Source organism: Acidiphilium multivorum AIU301 (genome assembly GCF_000202835.1).
Classification (GTDB): domain Bacteria; phylum Pseudomonadota; class Alphaproteobacteria; order Acetobacterales; family Acetobacteraceae; genus Acidiphilium; species Acidiphilium multivorum.
Genome location: NC_015186.1, coordinates 265,980 through 281,407 on the forward strand (window position 1 = coordinate 265,980; position 15,428 = coordinate 281,407).

Genomic DNA, 15,428 nt, shown 5'->3' on the forward strand with positions numbered 1-15,428 from the left:
TTGCTTTACTTCTTGACCGTGGAACTTTCTCCCACAATAATCCGCGCCGAGGCCGTCAGAAAGGAGCCCGAAATGCGTGACGTTCAGGTTGTCGAACTGGACAATGGTCCGGGAGGCGCAGGGGCGGTCTGGCGGCAGGGGTGGATGCCGGGGCGTGATCCGCGGGACGCCGAGGCGGGAGACCGGGATCCGGCGCCTTCCGAGCGCCGTCATCAGGGCAATGCCCGCAGGGCCAGGCTGCGCCCGCTCATTCCGTGTGCCGGACGGGTCGGGCCGGCGGTGGTTTTCCTGTATTCTCACGACACGTTCGGCCTCGGGCATCTGCGGCGGAACCTCGCGATCGCCGAGCGCCTGCTGGAGGCCGGTCAATTCTCGGTCCATCTGCTGACCGGCTCGCCGGTCATCGCCCAGTGGCGGCTGCCCTCGGGACTGCATGTGCATCCGCTGCCGCCGGTGGTGAAGACCGGCGCGGAAACCTATGCGGCCCGCGAAGCCGGGCATAGTTTCGGTCTGGTCAAGGGGTATCGCGCCGCGCTGATCCTCACGCTCGCGCTGCGCTACCGGCCGGATATCTTCCTTGTCGACCACGCGCCGGCGGGGATGAACGGGGAAATCCTGCCCACGCTCGCGATGATGCGCCGCGACCTGCCGGACACGCGAGTGATGCTCGGGCTGCGCGACATTCTCGACAGTCCGGACACGGTGCGCGCCACCTGGGCCGAGCAGGAGATCCTGCCGCTGCTCGAGCAGGCGTATGACGACATCCTCGTCTATGGGTCGCGCAAGCTGTTCGACGTCGTCGATGCCTACGGAATCGCGGGCGAGACGGCTGCGCGGGTGCGCTATTGCGGCCATGTCGTCGCTGCCGATCTGCTGCGGCCGGATGCCGAGGAAGGCACGCCGTGCTGGTCCGCCGCGCGAGCCGCGGGGCGCAAGGTCGTGCTGGTGACGGCGGGTGGCGGCGGCGACGGGTTCGCGCTGATGGAGGCCTATCTGCACGGCCTGTCGCGAATGGCGCCGGGAGCCTGCCATTCGGTGATCGTCACCGGTCCCCTGATGTCGGTCGACCAGCGTGCGGCGCTCACCGCCACGGCGGCGGGGCGGGAGGACATCGATCTCGTCGATTACATCACCGACCCGCTGCCGAGCCTGCGTGCCGCCGATCTCGTGATCGCGATGGCGGGCTACAATACCAGCGTAGAACTGATTGCCGCGCGCAAGCGGACGATCCTGGTGCCGCGGCCAGCGCCGCGGGCGGAACAACGTCTACGGGCGCATCTGCTGGCCCGTCTCGGCCTTGTGCGCGCCATCGAGCAGGGGCCGGATCTCGCCGACCGTCTCGCGCGGGAGATTCCGGCCGCCCTCGCCGCGCCGCCGCCTTCGTCCGTCGCCTGGGCGCAACTCGACTTCAACGGCGCCGAACGCGTCGCCGCCCATCTTGCAACCGCCATCGAGGCGCGTTCGGCCGCCTCCGGCATTGCCGGGGAGTTTGTCTGATGCCTGCCTTTGCCTATCTCGATCTCGCCGGAGAGCCGGACCTCGCGGATGCGCCGATCGCCTATGTCATGAAGCGTTATCCGCGCCTGACCGAGACCTTCATCCTCAACGAGATCCGCGCGATGGAGCGGCTCGGGACGAAGCTGCACATCGTCTCGCTGCTGCCGCCGGAACCACCTCCGCATCATCCGATGGTCGCCGAAGTGGAGGCGCCGCTGCATCCTGTGCCGGCGGCAAGCGCCCGGGCAGGACGGCGGGAGATTGCCCACGCCCATGCCCGCGCTATCGCTGCCGCGCCGCTGCGCTATCTTGGCGCCGTCGCCCGTGCCGCGCTGTGGTGCACGCGGTCGCCTACGCCGCTTTCGGTCTGGAAGCAGTTCCTGCGCGGCGGCGTGATCGCGACCTTGTGCCGGACCCACGGCATCCGCCATATCCACGCCCATTTCGCCAATGCGCCGGCAGCCTCGGCCTGGTTCGCCAGCATGATGACCGGGCTGCCGTTCAGCTTCACGGCGCATGCCAAGGATCTCTATCTCACGCCGCCGGAGGTGATCCGCAAGCGCGGCCAGGCCGCGCGCTTCGTGGCCACCTGCACGGGCTACAATGTGCGGTATCTGGCTTCGCTGCTCGGTGACCAGGCCGACAAGATCCATCTTGTCTATCACGGTATCGATCTCGGCCTGTTCGGCGCCCGCAAGGTGGCCGAGGCGAAGCCGGCGGAAGGCCGGCTGATTCTCTCGGTGGGCCGGCTCGTGCCCAAGAAGGGCCATGATGACCTGATCGCCGCCTGCGCCCTGCTGCGTGATCGCGGGATTGCGTTCCGCTGCCGGATCGTCGGCGAGGGGCCGCTGCGGGCGGAACTGCAGGCGCAGATCACGGCGAGCGGGCTGGAGGGTATCGTGACGCTCGACGGCGCGATGACCCATGCCGACCTGATCACGCTCTATGGCACCGCCGATGCCTTCGCGCTGGCGCCGCGCATCACCGAGGATGGTGACCGGGACGGGATTCCGAATGTGATTGCCGAAGCGATGGCGATCGGCGTGCCGGTGGTCTCGACCAGCGTATCGGGGATTCCCGAACTGGTGCGCGACGGCGAGACCGGGCGGCTGGTGCCACCGCGCGACCCCGCGGCGCTGGCCACGGCGATCGAGGCGACGCTGGCCGATCGCGCGCAGGCGCGGCGCCTGGCGGCGGCAGGTCGGGCGCGGCTCGAGGGCGAGTTCGACCTGTGGAAGACGACGCGCCGGCTGCACGCGCTCTTCGGCTGCGCCGAGTGCGAGGAGGCGCCGCCGAAGGGCGGTTCGCGGTTCCGCGCCGAGGGTCTGGCGGCGCAGCCCTCCCTGGCGGAGGTCGCGCCATGAAGATCCTGTATCTCAATCTCGACCGCGGCATTCCGGTCGAGGGTGACAAGGGTGCTTCGGTGCATGTGCGCGAATTCGTCACGGCCGCGGCGGCGCTCGGCCATGAGGTGACGCTCGCCTGCACTACGCGCGGCGCTGGCAACCCGCCGCCGCCGGCGCGGATCCTGCAATTCGGCGCGCCGCCGACCGACATGTCGATCGGCAACGAGATCGAGCGGCGCGAGCGTGTGCGTCTCGATCATGACGGGTTGGTCGCGGACCGGATCTGCTCGACGCTTGCCCGCCTCGGCATCGAGCCGGATCTGGTCTACGAGCGGCACGCGCTGTTCCATCGCGCTGGCGTTTCCATCGCTGCGCGGCTCGGCGTGCCGCGGATTCTCGAGGTCAATGCGCCGCTGGTCGAGGAGCAGCGGCGATTCCGTGGCCTGTATCTCGTCGATGAGGCGCTGGAGGCCGAGGAAGCCTCGTATCGCGGGGCGGATGCAATCATCGCCGTCTCGCGGCAGGTGGCGGCGCACGTCGCCGGCGTGATCGGCCGGACGGATCGCATTCATGTCGTGCCGAACGGTGTCGATCTGGCGCGGTTCGCCAATGTTGATGCCATCGGGGCGGTGATCCGTGCCCGGCTCGGGCTCGCCGGCCGGCGGATTGCCGGCTTCATCGGCAGTTTCAAGACTTGGCATGGCGTGCCGTTCCTGATTGAGGCGATTGCGGCCGCTGCGGCGTGGCATCCTGACCTGCACCTTCTTGCGGTCGGTGACGGGCCGGAGCGCGACGCCGTGGCGGCACTTGTGGCGAAACTCAGCCTCGCCGACCGGGTGACGCTGCCGGGACGCATCCCGCATGGCGAGATTCCAGGCTGGCTCGGGGCGATGGACTTCACCGTTGCCCCCTATCTGCCGCAGCCGGATTTCTATTTCTCGCCGCTGAAGATTTTTGAGTCGCTGGCGGCCGGGCGCGCGGTGGTTGCGCCGGAGATCGGCGAGATCGACGGCATCGTCGCCCATGGCGAAACAGGGCTGCTCTATCCGGCCGGCGATGGTATTGCGCTGCAGGCGGCGCTGTCGCGCCTGCTTGCCGATCAGGCCGCCTGCCAGACGATGGGTTGGCGTGGCCGGCAACGGTTGGCCGGGCGCGACTGGCGTGACGTGGTGCGGCTCTGCCTCGCCCTCGCACCGGTCCGGCTGCCCGCATGACCGGGCCGGGCGGCGCCTGGCTCCGCGCCTATCTCCGCTCGGAATGGCGGGCCCTTTCGGCGGGTGCCTCGGTGATGGCGGCGCGGGCCGGCATTTTGCTGATGCTGCCCTGGCCGCTGAAATTCATCATCGACAACGTGATCTTCCAGCGCCGGCTCGCGCCCTGGCTGCACGGGGTGCTGCCCGATCCGCTCACCCAGCGGATGGCGCTGCTCGACACGCTCGGCCTTGCCATGCTCGGGCTCGGCATCGCCGACGCGCTGCTGGTCTATCTCGGCAACCGGCTGTTTCTCGATGCCGGGCAGCGGATCGTCTTCGCCATCCGCGCCGACCTGTTCGCGCATCTGCAACGCCTGTCGCTCGCCTTTCACCGCCGCCAGCGCGCCGGCGAGCTGATGGCGCGGCTGACCGGCGATGTGCGGCAATTGCAGGATTTCATCGTCGCGGTGGGGATCGACCTGCTGCCGCACGGGCTGACCATTCTCGGCATGGCGACGGTCATGCTGCTGATCGACTGGCGGTATGCGCTGATCGCGCTGTCGGTGGCACCGCTGCTGTTCTGGATCGCGCGGGTTTATGCGGGGCGGCTGCGCCACGCGCTGCGCCAGGTGCGACGGCACGAGACGACGCTGAGCGGGGTGATGCAGGAAATCCTCGGCAGCGTGCAGGTGGTGCAGGCCTTCGGCCGCGAACCGCACGAGGACGGGCGGTTCGGCGCCCATGCCGGCCGCAGCCTCGAAGCCGGGCTGCACGCCAGTGCGGTGCAGGCGCAGTTCAGCCCGGTGATGAACCTCGCCATCGCGGTCGCGACCGGAGCGATCGCCTGGTATGGCGCGGCGACGGTGATTCGCGGCACGCTGACGCCGGGGGAATTGCTGATCTTCCTCGCCTATCTGCGCGGCATCGCCACCCCGGCGCGGCAGCTCGCCAAGACCGGGCGGGTGTTCGGCCGGGCGTCCGTCGCGATCGAGCGGATCGGCGAATACCGGGCCGAGCGGTCGAGTGTTGCGGAGGCGCCGGAGGCGCTGCCCTTCGCCGGGCGGGCGTCGCGGATCGAATTCCGCGAGGTCGGCTTCGGCTACCGCGACGATCACGAGGTGCTGCACGGCGTTTCCTTCGCGCTGGAGGCCGGGCGCACCATCGCACTGGTGGGCGCGACCGGCTCGGGCAAGAGCACGATCGCGAGCCTGATCCCGCGCTTCTACGACGCGACATCCGGTGCCGTGCTGCTCGACGGGCAGGATATTCGCGGGTTGCGCCTCGCGGATCTGCGCCGACAGGTGGCCCTCGTGCTGCAGGACCCGGTGCTGTTCCAGGCGAGTGTGTGGGAGAACATCGCCTATGGGCGCGAGGGCGCGGGGCGGGACGAGGCGATCGCGGCGGCGCGTGCGGTCGGGATCGATGCGATGGTCGAGGGCCTGCCCGATGGGTTCGACACCATGGTCGCCGAGCGCGGGCAGAGCCTGTCCGGCGGGCAGCGGCAGTGCATCGCCATCGCCCGCGCCATGCTGTGCGACGCGCCGATCGTCATTCTCGACGAGCCGAGCAGCAGCCTCGATGCCGGCACCGAGCGGCGGGTGATGGCGGCGCTCGACCGGCTGGCGGCGAACCGCGCCGCCCTGGTGATCGCGCACCGGCTCTCCACCGTGCGCGCCGCCGACGAAATCCTGGTGCTCGACGATGGCCGCATCGTCCAGCGCGGCACGCATGAGGCGCTGCTGGCCGAGGGCGGCCGATATAAAGCGCTCTGGCAGGCGCTGCGCGACGATTCTCCTTCTCCCCAACTTCGCCTGGTGGCTCAATGACCCGTTTCGTTCCCGCTGTTCCACGTCTGCTCGCGGGCATCGTCGCCGGTGCCGCTCTTGCCGTGCCGCTGCGCGCCGCTCGCGCCGATCCATGGATTCCGGCGGCGGGGGATGGCGTCGTCAAGCCGATGGTGCGGCTGTTTCACGGCAACCAGGCGTTTCCCGCCGGCGGCTTCACCACCAATGCGCTGCGCGGGTCGAGCGAGAGTTCGAAGCAGTATCGCGTCACCGGGGTACAGGGGATCGGGCATGATCTGTCGATCGAATACGATCTGCGCGGCGGCCGGGTGCGCAGCTTCGCCGACCGCCATCATATCCCGACGGCGAGCGTTTCGTCCGGCCTGCAGGACGAGGAAATCGGCCTGAATTACGGGCTGATCCAGACGGCGCGTTTCGCGGACTCCATCACGCTGAATGTCATCGTCCCGGCGGGGCGGACAAAGCCTTCGCCCGCGCTCGGCACCGGGCGATGGTCGGTGGAGCCGGATTTCCAGGCCGGGATCTCGCGGCCCTGGGGCAGCCTGACGATGGTCGCGGGGGCGCGCATGTTCCTCGATGGGGCGGCGACTCAGCTGCGCGCGACGATCGATCTCTCGCTCCATCTCACCCGCCGGCTCGCGTTCACCGGCGAGGTGTTCGCGGTGAAGACGATCCGGCAGAGCGGCACGATTCCGCCCGGCGCGCAGGGCGAGATCTACAATCTGGTGCGGCCGGCGGTCGGCCTGACCTGGCGGCTGACCAAGGCGGTCCGGCCGTTCCTGCTCTACGAGGTGAACGTGGCGGGCGAGGGGATTCATGCCGGCAGCCGGGTGGAGCTGGGCGTTGCGGTGCATTACTGACCCGCGCGCCGGCGGCCGGGCGCTGCTGCTCGCACGGCATGGACGGACGGCGTGGACCGGCGAAGGCCGTTATCAGGGGCGCAGCGACCAGCCGCTCTCCCCCGAGGGCTGGGCGGACGCCGCTGTGCTTGCCGCCGCGCTGGGCGACGAGCCGCTCGCTTCGATCTATTCCAGCCCGCTGCTGCGGGCGCGGCAGACGGCCGGCTGCATCGCCGCGCGGCGTGGCGACGTCGCGGTGATCGTCGATGACCGGCTGGCCGAGATCGCGTTCGGCGACTGGGAGGGACGCACCCAGGCCGAAATCCGTGCTGCGACACCCGAGGCGCTGCGGCGCTGGAAGCGCGATCCCGGCGGGATGCGCTTTCCCGGCGGCGAGACGCTGGCCGAGGCGCGGGCGCGGCTGCATGGATTTCTCGCCGATCTGCCGGATCAGGGCGGGGCCGTTCTGGCCGTCACCCATGCCGGGATGATCCGCCTCGCCTGTCTCGACGCCGAAGGGCGCGGCGATGACGGGTTTCGCGGCATCAGGATCGCACCGGGCGCGGTGCGGCGCTTCTCCCTTGGCGGCGCGGCTGTCGCGGCGCCGCCTTTCCATCATGAAACCGTGGAGTGAACCGATGCGCATCGTCATGATCGGCGCCGGCTATGTGGGGCTCGTCTCCGGCGCCTGCTTCGCCAGCATGGGCACCGAGGTGATCGTCGTGGAAAAGGACCCGTGCCGCGTCGCGGCGCTGCAGGCGGGGCGGATTCCGATCTATGAGCCCGGGCTGGACCGGCTGGTCGCCGACTCCGTGCGGGCGGGGCGGCTTCGCTTCGAGGTCGCGCTCGACCGCGCGCTGCCCGGCGCCGACGCCGTGTTTCTCGCCGTCGGCACGCCGTCGCGCCGGGGCGATGGCCATGCCGATCTGTCCCATGTGTTCGCCGCCGCCGCCGAGCTGGCCGCAGCCTTGCCGGCGCCGACCGTGCTGGTGACGAAATCGACCGTGCCGGTGGGCACCGGGCGGCGGCTCGCCGCGCTGATGCGCGAGATCCGGCCGGATCTCGACGTGCCTGTGGCCTCGAACCCGGAATTCCTGCGCGAGGGCAGCGCGATCGAGGATTTCATGCGGCCGGACCGGATCGTCGTCGGCACCGACAGCGTGCAGGCCGAGGCGGTGCTGCGCGCGCTCTACCGACCACTCAACCCGGCCGGGGTGACGCTGCTCTGCACCGGGCTGGAGACGGCGGAGCTGATCAAATACGCGACCAACGCCTTCCTCGCGATGAAGATCACCTTCATCAACGAGATGGCGGATCTGTGCGAGCAGGTCGGGGCGGATGTTCACGAACTGGCCCGCGGCATGGGGCTCGACCGGCGGATCGGCCCGAAATTCCTGCATCCCGGCCCCGGTTTCGGCGGCTCGTGCTTCCCGAAGGACACCCAGGCTCTGATGCGGATCGCCCAGGATGCGCATGCGCCGGCGCGGCTGGTCGAGACCGTGGTGAGCGTGAACGAGGCGCGCAAGGCCGCGATGGCTGGGCGGATCCTCGCAGCCTTCGGCGGCACGGTGCGGCGGCGGCGGATCGCCGTGCTCGGCCTGACCTTCAAGCCGGAGACCGACGACATGCGCGACTCCCCGGCGATCCCGATCGTGCATCGGCTGGTCGAGCTTGGCGCCGAGGTGGTGGCCTACGATCCGGCCGGGATGGAGCAGGCGCGGCGGGACCTGCCGGCGGAGGTGGTCTATGCGTCGGGCGCCGCTTCGGCGCTTGCCGGGGCGGATGGCGCGGTGCTGGTGACCGAATGGAACGAGTTCCGCGCCCTGGCGCCGGACTGGCTGCGCGCGACGATGCGCGGGCGCGTCGTCGTCGATCTGCGCAACGTATTCGACCCGGCGGCGATGCGCGCGGCGGGGCTCGACCATCACGCGATCGGCCGGCCGGCGCCGCATCGAGCACTTGCCGGCGAGGCGGAGCTGGCGCTCGCCGCTGCGGATTAGGCCCCGGCGGCGCCGACGGTCATGCCGCCGCAAACATAGAGCACCTGGCCGGTGACGAAGCCGCTGCGCTGGTCGAGCAGATAGGCGATTGCGTGCGCCACGTCCGCCGGGGTGCCGATCCGGCGGACCGGGATGCCCTCGATGATCGCCGTGGTGCGCGGATCGTCCGGCGGGTTTACCCGGTCGAACAGCTCGGTGCGGATCGGGCCGGGGCCGATGGCGTTGGCGGTGATGCCGAAGCGGCCGAGTTCCAGCGCCCAGACCTTCGCCATGCCGATCAGCCCGGCCTTGGTCGCGGCGTAGGCGGTGCGGTCTTCCTTGCCGAGGGCGGCGCGCGAGGCGATGTTGACGATGCGGCCGAACCCGGCCGCCTTCATGCCGGGCAGCAGCGCCTGCACGCATTGCAGGCTGCAGCGCAGGTTGAGCGAGACCACGGCGTCGAGATCGGCCACGGTCTGCGCCTCGACCGGGGCGGGGCGGACAGTGCCGACATTGTTGACCAGCCGGGTGATCGGCCCGCCGCGCAGCGCCTCGGCTAGGGCGGCCTCGGTCGCCGCCGGGTCCGACAGGTCGGCGACGATGCCATCGCCGATCCGGTCGATCACCACGACCTCGTAGCCCTCCTCGCGGCAGCGCGCGACGCTCGCCGCGCCGATGCCCGCAGCCCCGCCCGTGACCAGCACCCGTTCCTTGGCCATTGTTCCTCCCGACAGACAAAAGGCCGGCGCCGTGGATCCGGCGCCGGCCTCTCTTCAAGCCGTCATGCCGCCGCCCCCGTCAAGGGGCGGCGCGGGTGCGCTCAGGCGGCCTTCGCCATGTTGCGCAGCACGAAGTGCAGGATGCCGCCGTTCTGGTAGTAGAGCACCTCGTCGCGGGTATCGACGCGGCAGAGCAGCGAGACCTTGTCGGTCGTGCCGTTGGCGCGACGGATCACCATGTCGAGATCCATGCGTGGCGAGAGGTTTTCGAGGCCGACGATGTCGATCGTCTCGTCGCCCTTCAGCGCCAGCGTCTTGCGGGTCATGCCGTCCTTGAAGACCAGCGGCAGCACGCCCATGCCGACCAGGTTGGAGCGGTGGATGCGCTCGAAGCTCTCGGCGATGACCGCCTTGACGCCGAGCAGCACGGTGCCCTTCGCCGCCCAGTCGCGCGAGGAGCCGGTGCCGTATTCGCGGCCGGCGAAGACCACCAGCGGCACGCCCTCCTTCTTGTAGCGCATCGCCGCGTCGTAGATCGACAGCTGCTCGCCCGAGGGGAAGTGCTTCGAGTAGCCGCCCTCGACATTGTCCAGCATCTCGTTGCGGATGCGGATGTTGGCGAAGGTGCCGCGCATCATGATTTCATGATTGCCGCGGCGCGAGCCGTAGGAGTTGAAGTCCTTCTGCTGGATCTGGCGCTCGAGCAGGTATTCGCCGGCCGGCGTCGTCTTGCGGAAGGAACCGGCCGGGGAGATGTGGTCGGTGGTGATCGAGTCGCCGAGCAGGGCGAGGATGCGCGCGCCCGTGATGTCCTTTACCGGCGCCGGCTCCTTCGTCATGCCCTCGAAATAGGGCGGGTTCTTGACGTAGGTCGAACTGTCCGACCAGCGATAGGTGTCCGACTCGCCCTCAACGGCGATCGCCTGCCACTGCTTCGGCCCCTTGAACACGTCGCCATAGCGATCGAGGAACATCTCCCGGGTGAGCGAGGACTGCACCATCGCCGCGATCTCGGCGGTGGTCGGCCAGATGTCCTTCAGGAAGACGTCGTTGCCGTTCCTGTCCTTGCCGATCGGGTCCTTGGTGATGTCCTTGCGCATGGTGCCGAGCAGCGCGTAGGCGACGACCAGCGGCGGCGAAGCGAGGTAGTTCGCCCGCACGTTCGGATGCACGCGGCCCTCGAAATTGCGGTTGCCCGACAGCACCGAGACGGCGACCAGCCTGTTGTCCTCGATCGCATCGGCGATCGCGTCATCCAGCGGGCCGGAATTGCCGATGCAGGTGGTGCAGCCATAGCCCACCGTCTCGAAGCCCAGCGCGTCGAGATCGTCCTGCAGGCCGGCGCGGTTGAGATATTCGGTGACGACCTGCGAGCCGGGGGCGAGGGAGGTCTTGACCCAGGGCTTCGGCGTGAGGCCGAGGGCGCGGGCCTTGCGGGCGACGAGGCCGGCGGCGATCAGCACCGAGGGGTTGGACGTGTTGGTGCAGGAGGTGATCGCGGCGATCACAACGTCGCCATGGGTGAGCGAGAAATTCTTCCCCTTTACCTCGGCGGTGACGCCGGCCTTGTCCGCCGGGACGCCGAGACCTTTGGTCAGCTCGGCCTCGAAGGCGGAGGACGCCTGCGACAGCGCGACCCGGTCCTGCGGGCGCTTCGGCCCGGCGAGCGAGGGCTCGACGGTGGAGAGATCGAGTTCCAGCGTGTCGGAGAACACTGGATCGGCGCCCTCGCGCCACAGGCCCTGGGCCTTGGCGTAGGCCTCGACCAGCTTGATGCGGTGCTCGTCGCGGCCGGAGAGGCGCATATAGTCGAGCGTGATGCCATCGACCGGGAAGAAGCCGCAGGTCGCCCCGTATTCCGGCGCCATGTTGGCGATCGTCGCGCGGTCGGCCAGCGGCAGGTGGTCGAGCCCCTCGCCGTAGAATTCGACGAACTTGCCGACGACGCCCTTCTTGCGCAGCATCTGGGTGACGGTCAGCACCAGGTCGGTCGCGGTGATGCCCTCGCGCAGGCTGCCGGTGAGGCGGAAGCCGATCACGTCCGGGATCAGCATGGCGATCGGCTGGCCGAGCATGGCTGCCTCGGCCTCGATGCCGCCGACGCCCCAGCCGAGCACGCCGAGGCCGTTGACCATCGTGGTGTGGCTGTCGGTGCCGAACAGCGTGTCCGGATAGGCATAGTTCTTGCCGTTGGCCGCGGATGTCCAGACGGTCTGGGCGAGATATTCGAGGTTGACCTGGTGGCAGATGCCGGTGCCGGGCGGGACGACGCGGAAATTGTCGAACGCCTCCTGGCCCCAGCGGAGGAATTCATAGCGCTCGCCGTTGCGCTCGAACTCGATGTCGACGTTCTTTTCCAGGGCGTCCTTGCGGCCGTACACGTCGACCATCACCGAGTGGTCGATGACGAGATCCACGGGGACCAGCGGGTTGACCTTCTCGGCCTTGCCGCCGAGGCGAAGAATGCCGTCGCGCATCGCCGCGAGGTCGACCACCGCGGGCACGCCGGTGAAGTCCTGCATCAGGATGCGGGCTGGGCGGAACGGCACGTCCTTGTCGGAATGGGCCTGGGCGGTCCACTCGACCAGCGCCTTCGCGTCATCGACCGTGCAGGCCGAACCGTCCTCGAAGCGCAGGACGTTCTCCAGCAGGATTTTCAGTGTCCGCGGCAGGCGGGAAATGTCGCCGAGCTTTTCAGCGGCGGCATTGAGTGCGAAATAGGCGTAGTCCTTTCCATCGACGCTCAGCGTCTTTTCCACTTGCAGACTGTCCCGTCCGATCATGCTCATCGCGTTCGCTCCTCTTCGCGCGCCACTGCGGTGCGTTGCGCCGCAGCAAAACCCGGTTTCGCGCCGCTTAAATCACGGTGCGGCGCCCGCGTCCATGTCCCGCGCCGGTCGCTAGCCATGTTGGAAGCGAAGGGCCTCGCTGCGATACGCGGTGAACGTCTCGTGTTCCGGGACATCTCGTTCCGGCTGGAACGGGGCGGGGCGCTGGTGCTGGTCGGGCCGAACGGGGCGGGGAAGTCCTCGCTCATCCGCCTGCTCGCCGGGTTGACGCCGCCGGCGGCCGGCGAATTCGTCTGGGATGGCGAAAACGCGCTCGACGATCCGCCTCTGCACGCGACCAGGCTATGCTTCGTCGGCCATATGGACGCGATCAAGCCGGGGCTGAGCGTGGCGGAAAATCTTGGCCTCGATCGGAAGCGCCAGCGCGAGAACGTGCTGACGGCGCTGGCCAGCGTCGATCTCGAGCGGTTCGCCGATCTGCCGGCCCGGCTGCTCTCCTCGGGGCAGCGCCGCCGGCTGGCGCTGGCGCGGCTCGCTTTGTCCGATGCGCCGCTCTGGCTGCTCGACGAGCCGACCACCGGGCTCGATGCCTCCTCGGTTCGGCGGCTCGAGGCCAATATCGCCGCACATCGTGACCGTGGCGGCATGGTCATCGCGGCAACGCATCTTCCCCTCGACCTGCCGGGGGCCATACCGTTCGACCTGGCGAAAGCAGCGGCATGACACACTTCTTCTCCCTGATCCGCCGGGAGCTGATCCTCGCCCTCCGCCATGCGGGCGACTCGGTGGCCTCGCTCCTGTTCTTCGTGATCGCCGCCAGCCTGTTCGCCTTCGCGATCGGGCCGTCGGCCAATGTGCTGTCCGGCATCGCGCCGGGGGTGGTCTGGGTGATTGCGCTGCTGGCGGCGCTGCTGCCGCTCAACCGGCTGTTCGCCGCCGATTTCGAGGATGGTTCGCTCGACCAGCTGATGCTCTCCGGCCTTCCGGCCAGCGCCGTGGCGCTCGGCAAGATCGTCGGGCACTGGCTGACGACGGGGCTACCGCTGCTGGTCATCGCCGGGCCGGTCGCGATCATGCTGCGTCTCGACGGCGGCGCAGTGCCACAGTTGCTGGCGACGCTGCTGCCCGGGACGATGCTGTTGTCGCTCGTGGGTGGCATGAGCGCCGCCGTGACGCTCGGCGCCCGCGGCGGAACGGTGCTGCTCCCGTTGATCGCCCTGCCGCTGATGATTCCGGCGGTGATCTTCGGCGCGGCGGGGGCGGTGGCGCAGTCGCCCTTCGCCGAATTCGCGATGCTCGGCGGACTGCTTGCGCTGTTCCTGCCGATCGCTCCGCTGGCCGCCGGGGCGGCGCTGAGGGCGTCGGTCAGTTGACCTCCTGTAGCGGCGCGCAAGCGGCTTCGAGCCAGGTGCACGTCGCTCCGTCCAGATGTGGGCCGATCATTGTCAGCACGCGGGCGTGGTAGGCGTCGAGCCAGGCGCGGGCGGCGGGACCGAGCAGGGTAGGGTCGATCAGCCGGCGGTCGAACGGGGCGAGGGTGAGCGGCTCGAATTCGAGGAAGGGCTTTGCCGCCCCGACCGGCGACGGGACGACCAGCAGCAGGTTTTCCAGCCGGATTCCGTAGCCGCCGGGTTCGTAATAGCCGGGTTCGTCGGACAGGATCATGCCCGGCGCGAGCGGGATCGGCTTCGCCAGCCGGTGAAAGCTCGCCGGCCCCTCATGCACCGAGAGATAGGAGCCGACGCCGTGGCCGGTGCCGTGATCGAAATCGAGGCCGGCGTCCCAGAGCGGCGCGCGGGCGAGAGCGTCGAGCTGCGGGCCGGACGTGCCTTGCGGGAAGCGCGCGCGTGCCAGGGCGATATGGCCCGCGAGCACGCGGGTGAAGCGGTCGCGCAACGTGGGCGGCGGTTCGCCCGGCCCGGTCCAGAGCGTGCGGGTCACATCCGTCGTGCCGTCGGGGTATTGGCCGCCGCTGTCGATCAGGTAGACCTCGTCGTGGCGGATCGGGCGGTCCGAGGCGGCGGTGACGCTGTAATGGATGATGGCGCCGTGCTCGCCTGCGCCGGAAATGGCAGGGAAGCTTTCGCCATGGAACTCGGGAGCGGTGCTGCGGAAGGCGAACAACTGCGCCGCGGCGCTTCGCTCGGTCTGGCCGCCCGCGGGCGAAGCTTCGGCGAACCAGGCGAGGAAGCGGCACAGTGCCACGCCGTCGCGCCGGTGCGCGGCGCGAGCGCCTTCCTGCTCGGTGGGGTTCTTGATCGCGCGCGGCAACACGCAGGGATCGCCGCCCGAGACGGTGATCGCCCCGGCATCCCCCAGCAACTGGCTGAAGCGGATCGGCGCCGTTGCCGGATCGAGGAGGACCCGCTTGCCGCGCAGCGTGGCGAGGCTCCGTTCCATCGCCGCGCGGGGGACGATCTCGACGCCGGCGCCGAGATGCGCGCGCGTTGCCGGCGGAACCCGCGCAGGGTCAATGAAGATGATTGCCGAACCGTCGCGCCGGAGCAGGGCGAAGCAGAGCACGATCGGCGTATGCGGCAGGTCCGCTCCGCGCAGGTTGAACAGCCAGGCAACGGCGTGCGGATCGGTCAGCATCACCGCGTCCGCTCCGTCCCGCGCGATGGCTTCGGCGATGCGGGAGCGCTTGGATTCGGCGGATTCCCCGGCAAATTCCGGCGGATGCGCAAGGGCCGGCGAGGCCGGCGGCGCCGGACGGTCGGCCCAGAGCTTGTCGATCGGGTTGTCCACCGGGACCATGGTGAACCCGGCATCGGCATAGGTGGCGACGGCGTTGGCTGTCATTAGCCAGGGGTCGTAGCCGATCCGCGCGCCGGGCGCGGCCGATTTCAGCCATTCGACCGGCGGGGTCTCGACGATGTGACGCCGTTCCCAGGTCGCCGGGTCGGTCTGTTCGGCGAGTTGCAGCGTGTAGCGGCCATCGGAGAAGACGGCGGCGCGGTCGGCGAGCACGATGGCAAGGCCGGCGCTGCCGGTGAAACCGGTGAGCCAGGCAAGACGGGACGCCGATTCGGGCACGTATTCGCCGAGAAACTCGTCATTCCGGGGCTGGATGAAGCCATCCAACCCCTGATCGTGAAGCGCATTTCTCAGGGAGTCGAATTGCGTTTTCATCATATCTTAACCAAAAACCCATCCGTTTTTTGCATGTCTGACAGAGAAATGTCTCGCTCCCCAAACCTTCGTTGCGGGATTATGTTGCACTGCGAAAAGACGATGATGGATGGCACTAAAGGACCAGCC

Annotated in this window: 12 protein-coding genes; 9 read left to right on the plus strand and 3 right to left on the minus strand. The window is 69.3% G+C overall.

What is annotated here, in order from left to right; genetic code table 11:
- The first annotated feature begins 72 nt into the window (after positions 1–72).
- From ACMV_RS01105 to ACMV_RS01135, 7 genes are read left to right on the plus strand one after another with little or no spacing between them, the layout of a single operon-like run.
- Positions 73–1,497: a glycosyltransferase family protein gene (locus ACMV_RS01105; protein ID WP_013639252.1), complete on the plus strand. Its 1,425-nt coding sequence runs from the start codon at positions 73–75 to the stop codon at positions 1,495–1,497.
- Complete coding sequence (locus ACMV_RS01110) at positions 1,497–2,861, plus strand: glycosyltransferase (protein ID WP_007422018.1); 1,365 nt, start codon at positions 1,497–1,499, stop codon at positions 2,859–2,861. Before ACMV_RS01105 ends, ACMV_RS01110 begins: the two co-directional genes overlap by 1 nt.
- Positions 2,858–4,057, plus strand: coding sequence for a glycosyltransferase (locus ACMV_RS01115; RefSeq protein ID WP_013639253.1), 1,200 nt, complete (start codon positions 2,858–2,860; stop codon positions 4,055–4,057). Before ACMV_RS01110 ends, ACMV_RS01115 begins: the two co-directional genes overlap by 4 nt.
- Entirely contained in the window at positions 4,054–5,862 is a 1,809-nt protein-coding gene (locus ACMV_RS01120; protein ID WP_013639254.1) for an ABC transporter ATP-binding protein, read from the plus strand. Before ACMV_RS01115 ends, ACMV_RS01120 begins: the two co-directional genes overlap by 4 nt.
- Positions 5,859–6,701 (plus strand): hypothetical protein, encoded by an 843-nt coding sequence (locus tag ACMV_RS01125; protein ID WP_013639255.1) that lies wholly within the window; start codon positions 5,859–5,861, stop codon positions 6,699–6,701. The genes ACMV_RS01120 and ACMV_RS01125 overlap by 4 nt, the downstream gene beginning before the upstream one ends.
- On the plus strand, positions 6,685–7,314 hold the full coding sequence (locus ACMV_RS01130) for a histidine phosphatase family protein (protein ID WP_231844459.1): 630 nt from the start codon (positions 6,685–6,687) through the stop codon (positions 7,312–7,314). Before ACMV_RS01125 ends, ACMV_RS01130 begins: the two co-directional genes overlap by 17 nt.
- A gap of 4 nt (positions 7,315–7,318) precedes the next feature.
- Entirely contained in the window at positions 7,319–8,680 is a 1,362-nt protein-coding gene (locus ACMV_RS01135; RefSeq protein WP_013639257.1) for a UDP-glucose dehydrogenase family protein, read from the plus strand.
- Here the strand turns inward: ACMV_RS01135 and ACMV_RS01140 are convergent.
- Both ACMV_RS01140 and acnA read right to left on the minus strand, forming a co-directional pair.
- Positions 8,677–9,378: an SDR family oxidoreductase gene (locus ACMV_RS01140; protein WP_011941356.1), complete on the minus strand. Its 702-nt coding sequence runs from the start codon at positions 9,376–9,378 to the stop codon at positions 8,677–8,679. The two genes, ACMV_RS01135 and ACMV_RS01140, sit on opposite strands and share 4 nt — an antisense overlap.
- Before the next feature lie 101 nt (positions 9,379–9,479).
- Complete coding sequence (gene acnA / locus ACMV_RS01145) at positions 9,480–12,167, minus strand: aconitate hydratase AcnA (protein ID WP_013639258.1); 2,688 nt, start codon at positions 12,165–12,167, stop codon at positions 9,480–9,482.
- 117 nt (positions 12,168–12,284) lie between these two features.
- Between acnA and ccmA the strand changes: the two genes are divergently transcribed.
- Positions 12,285–12,890 carry a heme ABC exporter ATP-binding protein CcmA gene (gene ccmA / locus ACMV_RS01150; protein ID WP_085947332.1) on the plus strand — a complete coding sequence of 202 codons (606 nt, stop codon included), beginning with the start codon at positions 12,285–12,287 and terminating at the stop codon, positions 12,888–12,890.
- Positions 12,887–13,540 (plus strand): heme exporter protein CcmB, encoded by a 654-nt coding sequence (gene ccmB / locus ACMV_RS01155; protein WP_011941358.1) that lies wholly within the window; start codon positions 12,887–12,889, stop codon positions 13,538–13,540. The genes ccmA and ccmB overlap by 4 nt, the downstream gene beginning before the upstream one ends.
- Here ccmB and ACMV_RS01160 read toward each other — a convergent pair.
- Positions 13,533–15,302: an aminopeptidase P family protein gene (locus ACMV_RS01160; RefSeq protein ID WP_013639260.1), complete on the minus strand. Its 1,770-nt coding sequence runs from the start codon at positions 15,300–15,302 to the stop codon at positions 13,533–13,535. The genes ccmB and ACMV_RS01160 overlap by 8 nt on opposite strands.
- Positions 15,303–15,428 lie beyond the last annotated feature (126 nt).